This is a genomic window from Vibrio fujianensis, from assembly GCF_002749895.1.
GTDB lineage: Bacteria > Pseudomonadota > Gammaproteobacteria > Enterobacterales > Vibrionaceae > Vibrio > Vibrio fujianensis.
Genome location: NZ_NBUS01000039.1, coordinates 232,922 through 241,658, shown reverse-complemented (window position 1 = coordinate 241,658; position 8,737 = coordinate 232,922). Strand labels below are relative to the sequence as shown.

Below are 8,737 nucleotides of genomic sequence, written 5' to 3'. Positions count from 1 at the left end.
CTCGACAAATTGTGAATGATTTATTGGATTATGTCGGGCTCGGACGTATGGCGGGGCTGAAATATCCTCATGAATTTTCTGGTGGACAGCGGCAGCGCATTTCGATTGCCCGAGCTTTGGCCACTCGCCCTCGATTATTGATTTGTGATGAACCGACCTCAGCATTAGATGTGTCCGTTCAAGCGCAGATCCTTAACTTGCTGAAAGATTTACAACAAGAGCTGAATTTGACCATGTTGTTTATCAGTCACGATTTGCCTGTAATTCGACAAATGTGTGATCGGGTTGGAGTGATGCAGATGGGGACACTATTGGAAGTCGCTCCAACCGAGCAGTTATTTAATAGCCCGCAGCATGAATATAGCAAGCAATTGATTTCCTTGATGCCCGAGTTTACCGGGTTAAGAGAAAAGGCAGAAACAGCCTAGTTGGTGGTTTCGTTCCATTCCATATCCAGTGGAAAAAGCACATATCAATACCAGTACAATAACATTAGGGATATAAATTCCCGCATAAGGAGTTATGCAATGATAACCTTGAAAAGCAAGCTGACCTTAGCCTTGATGGCGGCAGGATTGAGTTTTTCACTCAGTGCGGCGCAAATTAAAGTCGCCTACGATTCAGATCCCGTGTCGATGGATCCTCATGAACAGCTTTCCGGGGGAACGCTGCAACTGTCACACATGGTGTTTGATCCGTTAATTCGTTTCACGCAGGAGATGAAGTTTGAGCCGCGTTTGGCTCAGTCTTGGCAGCGTTTAGATGATGAAACGATGCGCTTTACTTTGCGTCAAGGGGTAAAATTTCACTCGGGTAACCCGTTTACTGCCGATGATGTGGTATGGACGTTTAATCGTTTAAAAGAGTCAGCTGATTTTAAAGGTATTTTTGAACCGCTTGCATCGATCACCAAGGTCGATGACTACACAATCGATATCAAAACCAACGGGGTATATCCGTTGATTGAAAACGTGGCGACCTATATTTTCCCAATGGATAGCAAGTTTTATACAGGGAAAACGGCCGATGGCAAAGATAAAGCCGAAATCGTGAAACATGGTTCTTCATTTGCCTCAACCCATGCATCAGGAACCGGGCCCTTTATTGTTACAGAGCGTGAGCAGGGAATTCGTGTCGAATTTACTCGGTTTGCTGATTACTGGGATAAAGACAGCAAAGGTAATGTTGATCAATTGACACTGGTTCCAATTAAAGAGGCGGCTACGCGAGTTGCGGCTTTATTATCTGGTGGGGTTGATATGATTTCTCCTGTTTCCCCGAATGATTACCAGCGTATTCGCGATGCTAAAAATATCGAGCTGTATACCATGCCCGGTACCCGAGTTATCACTTTTCAATTGAACCAAAATAGCCATGAAGCCTTGCGTGATGTGCGCGTGCGTCAAGCGATTGTTTATGCGATTAATAATCAAGGCATTGTTGATCGAGTAATGCGTGGTGCAGCGACCGCTGCTGGGCAGCAAAGCCCTGTCGGTTACGCCGGTTATAACGAGAGCCTCAAACCACGCTTTGATCTTAAAAAAGCCAAACAATTGATGAAGGAAGCAGGGTATGAGAACGGTTTTACTCTGACTATGATGGCCCCGAATAATCGTTATGTGAATGACGATAAAATTGCTCAAGCCGCGTCAGCCATGCTGGCTCGAATTGGCATCAAAGTCGACTTAAAAACCATGCCTAAAGCACAATATTGGCCAGAATTTGATAAATGTGCGGCAGATATGTTGATGATTGGTTGGCATCCTGACACGGAAGATTCAGCCAATTTCTCCGAGTTTTTAACCATGACACGTGATGAGCAAACGGGCAAAGGTCAATATAACTGTGGTTATTACTCTAATGCAGACGTTGACTCTTTGGTTGAGGCATCGAATGTTGAAACGGATTTAACCAAACGTAACGCGATGCTGAAAAAAGTAGAGAAAATACTTTATGATGAGGCTGCTTTTGTCCCGCTTCATTGGCAAGACCCTTCTTGGGCGGCGAAGAAAAACTTAGAGTTAGCACCGATCATTAATGGTATGGATTTCCCTTACTTTGGTGATTTGGTGGTTAAATAATCACCCCGTTGATGCGAGTAAAGCGATATTAAATCGGAGAACAAGAAGTAATAGAAGCGTTCGTTACCTCTTGTTTTCTCCTGCATCGTAATGCGTTTATTAAAAAATACACCGTTGACCTTGTCGAGCTTAATTTTTATTCAGCCGGATTAAGTATGTTATTAAGGTTGAAGCGTTTTGGTGTGCGAGTTGTGCACCATCATCATGGATAGTTTAAGGGGCAGGGAATGTTTTCTTTTCTGGTCAAACGCCTATATCAGGCAGTAATAGTGATGTTTGTCATCAGTTTGGTGGCATTTGCAATTCAAGATAACCTAGGCGATCCGCTACGTGAATTAGTAGGGCAGTCCGTTTCAGAGGCCCAGCGACAAGCGATGCGTGATGAGTTAGGGCTCAATGATCCCTTTTTAGTGAAATACACTCGTTTCTTAGGGGCAGCCGTTCAAGGAGATTTAGGGACGTCCTACTTTTTTAAGCGCCCTGCTGCTGAGGTGATTTTAGACAAGTTGGTGGCCACATTAGAGCTGGTGTTTGCCGCGACATTGATTATCATCGCCCTTTCTATTCCTCTTGGGGTTTACTCGGCTATCCATCCTAAGCGATGGTTTTCAAAATTGATTATGGCCGGAAGCAGTGTCGGTATTTCTATACCGGTATTTTTAACTGCTATTATGTTGATGTATGTCTTTTCGATTGAATTAGGCTGGTTGCCTTCTTACGGACGAGGTGAAACGACACGTTTATTCGGATGGGAATCGGGTTTATTCAATCTCGATGGCTTGCGTCACTTAGTGTTACCCAGTATTGCTCTCGCTTCGATTATGTTGCCACTTTTTATTCGTTTGGTCCGCTCAGAAATGCTTGAAGTATTGAGTTCGGAATACATCAAATTTGCTAAAGCCAAAGGCTTAGCGATGAACAAAATTTATTTTCAACACGCGTTAAGAAATACGCTATTACCTGTGCTCACCGTCGGCGGGGTACAGATAGGAACCATGGTGGCGTACACCATTTTAACGGAAACTGTTTTTCAATGGCCAGGAACCGGTTTGCTCTTTTTAGAGGCGATCAACCGGGTTGATACCCCATTGATTACTGCTTATGTCATTTTTGTTGGGCTGCTTTTTGTGGTCACCAATACCATCGTCGATTTGCTGTATGGGTTGATCAACCCAACCGTTAATGTAACCGGAAAAGGGGCGTAATCATGACTTCGACAACAAGTACGCCTTCAGTTTGGCAACGTTTTAAACAATCGGATTTTTTATACTACTTTCTGCGCGATAAAGTGGCGATGGTCAGTTTGGCCTTTTTTATGCTGTTTCTCGCCATGGCATTAACTGCGCCTTTATTAGCACCAACCAACCCTTACGATCTGGCCTCCATTGATATTATGGACTCAGAATTGCCGCCCGTTTGGTTAGAGGGCAGTGATGAGCGTTTTCTACTGGGAACCGATGAGCAGGGGCGAGATATTTTATCGACGATTTTGTATGGCTCCCGCCTTTCTTTGACGATTGGATTTTTAGCGGTCGGTCTTCAGCTCATTCTTGGTATCATCATTGGATTATCGGCTGGTTATTTCGGTGGGCGAATTGATAGCTTCTTGATGCGTTTTGCCGATATTCAGCTCTCTTTTTCCACCATGATGGTGGCAATCATCGTTTCCGCTATCTTTAAAGCCAGTTTTGGTGGTGAGTTTTATAGCCAATACGCAGTTGTCATGTTGGTGGTGATCATTGGTATTGCTGAATGGCCACAGTATGCTCGAACGATTCGAGCATCGGTACTGGCAGAGAAGAAGAAAGAGTATGTCGAAGCGGCACGAGTGATGGGCTTTAAATCGTTACGTATTATGTTTAGGCATATTTTACCTAATTGCCTGTCACCCATTTTAGTTATTTCAACGGTACAAATTGCCAATGCGATTATGTCGGAAGCGGCTCTTTCTTTCCTCGGTTTGGGCTTACCGGTGGATCAGCCATCGTTAGGGGCGCTCATCAGTATCGGCTTTAAGTATATTTTCTCTGGTGCTTGGTGGATTACCGCCTTCCCGGGACTGGTTTTGATTAGCCTAGTGTTGGTGATTAACCTACTCGGTGACTGGTTACGGGATGTTTTTAATCCAAAAATTTATAAAGGGTGAGGCTGGTCGGTTGATTTTACCGCCATAAGCCACCTACACTGAGAGTCGTAAGCAATTACGGCTCTTTTTTTGCATGTATTTTGCACCTGAAGCCATTGATGCTGTCACTATAGTAGGGATAACTATGGATATAAGAGTGGTTACGATAGCTAAAATCATCCATCGAACTTTATTAAGCCTATCTTGTTGCGCGGTTTCTTTGGGCTCGTTTACCGTATTTGCTCAGGATTTTCTCTGTGATGCGACCCAAGCGGCCAGTGACCAACTCCCGGTTCTCGATTTATCATGTCCAATTGGGCAAGGATTGTGGGGGAATACCTTACCTAAAGGTCAAGATTCCAAATTCTGGATTCAGTGTGGCTTATTAGCATCCCCCTTATCGGTGGAACAGGCGAAAGTGCTCTATGAGAAAATATCGACAGACGTATGGATGAAGCCCGAAAGCACCGGTATTCGTTGCTTAATCGGGCCTTATCATGATTATACATCTGTGCGTAAAGAACTGACGGCAGTGCGCCTCTTGGCTGGCTATCAAGAAGCCTTTCTGCGTGAAGTGAGCAAAAAAAACGGAGCACAACGTCCGATAACTCAAACCCAACCCAAGCCAATATCTCACCCGCCTGCTACGCTAGAGCCAATATCGCCAGCAATACAGCCACTGAAAAAAGCATCAACGACCAAGCCCAAAAGTAATGCCATCGTGATTCGTCATCAAACATCATTTAATGGGCTAACCTATGCGATTCCCTATACCGCATCAGAGAAAGTGCAGTTTTATATGGAACATAATCAGGCTTGGAACCGCTTGAATTATAGCGGCGCAAAAATCATGTGTGAGAGTCAAGGCATGCGCTTAGTGACTGAAGACGAATGGCAACAGTTGCTGAGTTCAAAAGTGATGGAGAAAGAACAATGGCCGATGTATTTGCCCTATTGGGGAGCCAATAATAAAGGGTTATTTACCAGTGGGAAAATGACTAATTTGAACGGTCACTCTCTGCTTAGTGTGCTTTGTGTGGAATCAATGACCAATGGCAAAAGCCCCGGTTGACGGGGCTTAATGAAGGAGCGATTAATGCCTATTCGTGATTGCCTTTTCCTGTCCAGGTCATATTGAATTTGATGGCTTCAATATACTCACCTTGGTTGGCTTTTACTTTGCCGATAAAGCTATAAACGCCGCCTTTGCTTAATTCCGGTAGGTCGAAATCAATCGCTGCGTGCACAATGTGATTTTCTGTTTTTCGATAGCACTCAAGTGAGGTACCCCATTCGTTACCCGAATAAACACCGTAAGACTTATAAATTTCGCCTGTATTATAATCGGTCGTTTCAGTGACTAGCTGTGGTCCGTGAATGATAAAGTACTTATAAAACTCTTCTGCATCCTGGCAAGTGAAATTTTGGTCTGGGAACTCTAAAATTAAGTTCGCATCCATCGCATTTTGATCGTCAGGATTGGTATTTTTCCGTAACGATAAAGAGACCCTACCTAACGCTTCTACGCCTTCTTGTTGTGTCGGTAACATCATAGGAAAAAAGCGCTTTTCTGGGCCATCATTCGATTTTATTTGAATTCGCGCTTCAGCGTCTGACTGACGACGAAACAATGTGTAACGCTCGGTTCCTTCGTCAGATGACCAAGTTAAGGTTTTTGCGCCTGGAGCGATACCATCAGCGTCTTCAATTGTTAGTGTGACTTTTTCTTTATGATCTCCGCTGCCGAAGGTTGCAATCAATTGCTCGCCTTGAACTTGATAGGTGCCGTTATACCAAGAACGATTGTCGAGAGCGCCACACTGGGTTAAGTTGTTCATGGTGCGGTAATTACCCGAGATTTTACCGTTTTCAAAATGCAATGTATCGCACCAAATCCGTTCATAAGGCAGTTTAGTTGTTGCCGTACCGCCTCCGTGTTCAAGACGATACCAAGTGGTGGCTTCTAAAGGATGCTTGAGTGATGGCGGGGCAATCCCTTCTTTTACCTCTGGTAGAATAAAGGTTGTCGAGCTTTCTGCCCCTTGGTCATCTTTGACCTTAACCGTAAAAGTTTGACCTGCTGGAGAGGCTTGGCTTGGGGTGCCACGGAGCGTGATCATTGGGCTATCAACATCCGCGATGGTTAATCCTGCAACCTGTACGTCACCGCCCCAATAGCTCACGATTTGGCCATCGGTATCGCTAAATAGCGCACTGATATCAATCGATTGATCAAACGCTTCCCCTTGTTGGAGATACCAAGCATCGATTTGTTGCTGTAATGTCTCTTTTTCAGCTTGGTTTATAACGGGGGCTTGATTTAGCGTGGTCACTTTTAAGTTCAGTTGTACCCGCACTTGACCTCGCTCTGCCTCTTGAACGTCCTTATCCGTAGCGACTAAGATCAAGTAAAGATTATCTTGCGCCTTGAGCTCAGAGCCGTTTGAACTGAGAACCAATTGCTGATGGTCAATTTTCGCGCTCAGTCCTGAAGCCTTTAAATCCTGCTCTAATGTAACCTCAACAGTTGTTTGGTCTTTATCGCTAAATAAGTCCGCGATAGAAAACGCTTGGTCAGCAAAGGTGTCGCCTTGTTTGAGATTTAGCTTGGCAAAATCGGCCTCAAGTTTACCCTTAACCTTTTCACTTACCTGTAGTTTATGGTTGGTAACTACCTTAGGGGCGAAACCACTCTCGGCATTTTCATTATCATTAATAATCACCGGACGTTGATTGACATCGTTGATCTCTGTGTCGTCCATGTTACCGACGAGTTGCGCGGATTTTTCGGCAAATTGCGCCGCATTTTTTTCATAGCTCGCTGGGTTGGCGGCTTTCGAGTCAGTGAGGATCTGGGCTTTTTTATGTAGCTTAGGATTTGTTTTGGTAAAGTCGCTTAATAGTTCAGCTTGGTTATCCAGCCCTAAAGTATTAGCAACGGTTTGTTTCGCTTGAGTGAGGTCGCTGGTCGGATCGTTTTCCATTGCTAGCACAATTAAATCGGTGATTGGCGAAATTACCTGCTGCTGTGCCTCAAGGGTAGGGGCGCGCAATACCACTTCATGGGCCATGGCTTGAGCGGGATGGTCCATATCAATGGTGTATTTACCGGCATAAGCCGCATTTAGGTTAGCCAAACGGCGCTGCACCGCCCCACCAGGGGTCAAGGTTTGTACGGCTAACTGACCTTTGAGTTGATAGTCAGCCGGTAATTCCAATTGACCACTTTGGTTAGTTAAGCCAAATACATACTCATTATCATCGAATTTGCCGTTTTTATCCGCATCGTCAAAGATCACCGCTTGATAAAAGTGACCATCAAGGGCGGTGATTAACACTCCCGCGGCACTGGGTGGTTGATTGGTGTTGTCCGAGCTGTCAGAGCCACCACATCCAGTAAGCGCCATAGCGACTGACAATGCGAGTAAACTGATTTTATTCATTATAGTTAGGTTCCAAATAATACACTTAAAAATCAATCTCTTGTTACTAATTTGTAAGTAAGAGAACGAAGATGAATTCGTTTTTACTGATTTTTGATATAAGTATCAAGGAACGAAAAAGCGCAGAAAATCCGTAAAATTTATTTTATTTTTTTACTTCACTGATATTGAGCATTTTTGAGCAAGCAATTTGAGCGGCATGGTTAAAGAGAAAAGGCTAGATATAAGGAAAACGAATAACGTGCATCTTGAGAATGATCGATACCATCAATCGATGGGCGCGTGATAAATCAGATTGATGGCAAACTTCTCTAACAAATGGGCGTATTCAGGACGAGGATAAAGAATATAGGTATAAATTTTTCCGTCCAAAGGAATATCTTGTGCGGTGAACTCATGATCAAAATAGAGAGCGGTGCGAGTTTGGCTCCGTAAATACTCACCACAGAGCGGGGGATAGTTTCCTGCCCGATCGCCACTTTCGCTGATCAATGGCACATTGTAGTGGGTTGGGCCAATTAAGCTAGCGTAAGCCCAATAGGGCTCAACATCTCGACAAAATAAACTCTTGGTCGGGTGAAAAACATTAAGGTCTGAGTCTGCCGGTTGGTAATAGTTCGGCTGTGCGTTGCGTACGTTGTATATATAGTTGAACAGACCGATTGGATAATACTGCTGTTGTTCATTAAGCATTAAGTAGTCAAAATTTAGACCTTGATAGTGATATTGCCCCGTATGCACATTGAGACGAGCTTCGGCTCCGATGCGTTGATCAAATAAGCTATAAGTTTCTTCGGGGCCATTTTCGTTGCTGGTCACCTGGTAAAGCTGCATCCCCGGATAATAGTTGGACGAATAATGGTAGCGAAACCGCCAAGTTGCTGTTTTATCGCTAGGAAAGTGTAAATGAATCTGCTCATCTTGTTGCTGATAAGTCGCCACAATGTTCATCTCATTGAGTTGGGGGCAGCGTTGTCGATCCGAACTCGCGGCATACCACACGTGGCCTTGTTTGAGTTCAAAAATTTCACATTGTAAGACATAAAAAGGGTAACGTTGTCCCGCGATGACTCGTGTGGTATGAATTC

The 8,737-nt window shown here is 44.3% G+C and carries 6 protein-coding genes and 1 pseudogene; 5 read left to right on the top strand and 2 right to left on the bottom strand.

The window, feature by feature from the left end:
• From B7C60_RS18030 to B7C60_RS05860, 5 genes are all read left to right on the top strand, one after another.
• On the top strand, nucleotides 1–428 hold a 428-nt coding region (locus tag B7C60_RS18030), incomplete at its 5' end, for an ATP-binding cassette domain-containing protein (RefSeq protein ID WP_245868662.1).
• Between the two features lie 99 nt (nucleotides 429–527).
• Nucleotides 528–2,081 (top strand): ABC transporter substrate-binding protein, encoded by a 1,554-nt coding sequence (locus B7C60_RS05875; RefSeq protein ID WP_099610849.1) that lies wholly within the window; start codon nucleotides 528–530, stop codon nucleotides 2,079–2,081.
• A gap of 227 nt (nucleotides 2,082–2,308) precedes the next feature.
• Nucleotides 2,309–3,286: an ABC transporter permease gene (locus B7C60_RS05870; RefSeq protein ID WP_099610848.1), complete on the top strand. Its 978-nt coding sequence runs from the start codon at nucleotides 2,309–2,311 to the stop codon at nucleotides 3,284–3,286.
• Nucleotides 3,287–3,288: 2 nt separating this feature from the next.
• The gene (locus B7C60_RS05865; RefSeq protein WP_099610847.1) at nucleotides 3,289–4,227 is read left to right on the top strand and encodes an ABC transporter permease; all 939 of its coding nucleotides are present in this window, start codon (nucleotides 3,289–3,291) and stop codon (nucleotides 4,225–4,227) included.
• A 124-nt stretch (nucleotides 4,228–4,351) separates the two neighbouring features.
• Nucleotides 4,352–5,278 (top strand): SPOR domain-containing protein, encoded by a 927-nt coding sequence (locus B7C60_RS05860; protein WP_099610846.1) that lies wholly within the window; start codon nucleotides 4,352–4,354, stop codon nucleotides 5,276–5,278.
• Between the two features lie 28 nt (nucleotides 5,279–5,306).
• On the opposite strand, the gene B7C60_RS05855 is transcribed toward B7C60_RS05860, so the two are convergent.
• On the bottom strand, nucleotides 5,307–7,649 hold the full coding sequence (locus tag B7C60_RS05855) for an Ig domain-containing protein (protein WP_099610845.1): 2,343 nt from the start codon (nucleotides 7,647–7,649) through the stop codon (nucleotides 5,307–5,309).
• A gap of 267 nt (nucleotides 7,650–7,916) precedes the next feature.
• A pseudogene (locus B7C60_RS17165) lies at nucleotides 7,917–8,737 on the bottom strand (hypothetical protein); the annotation flags it as partial.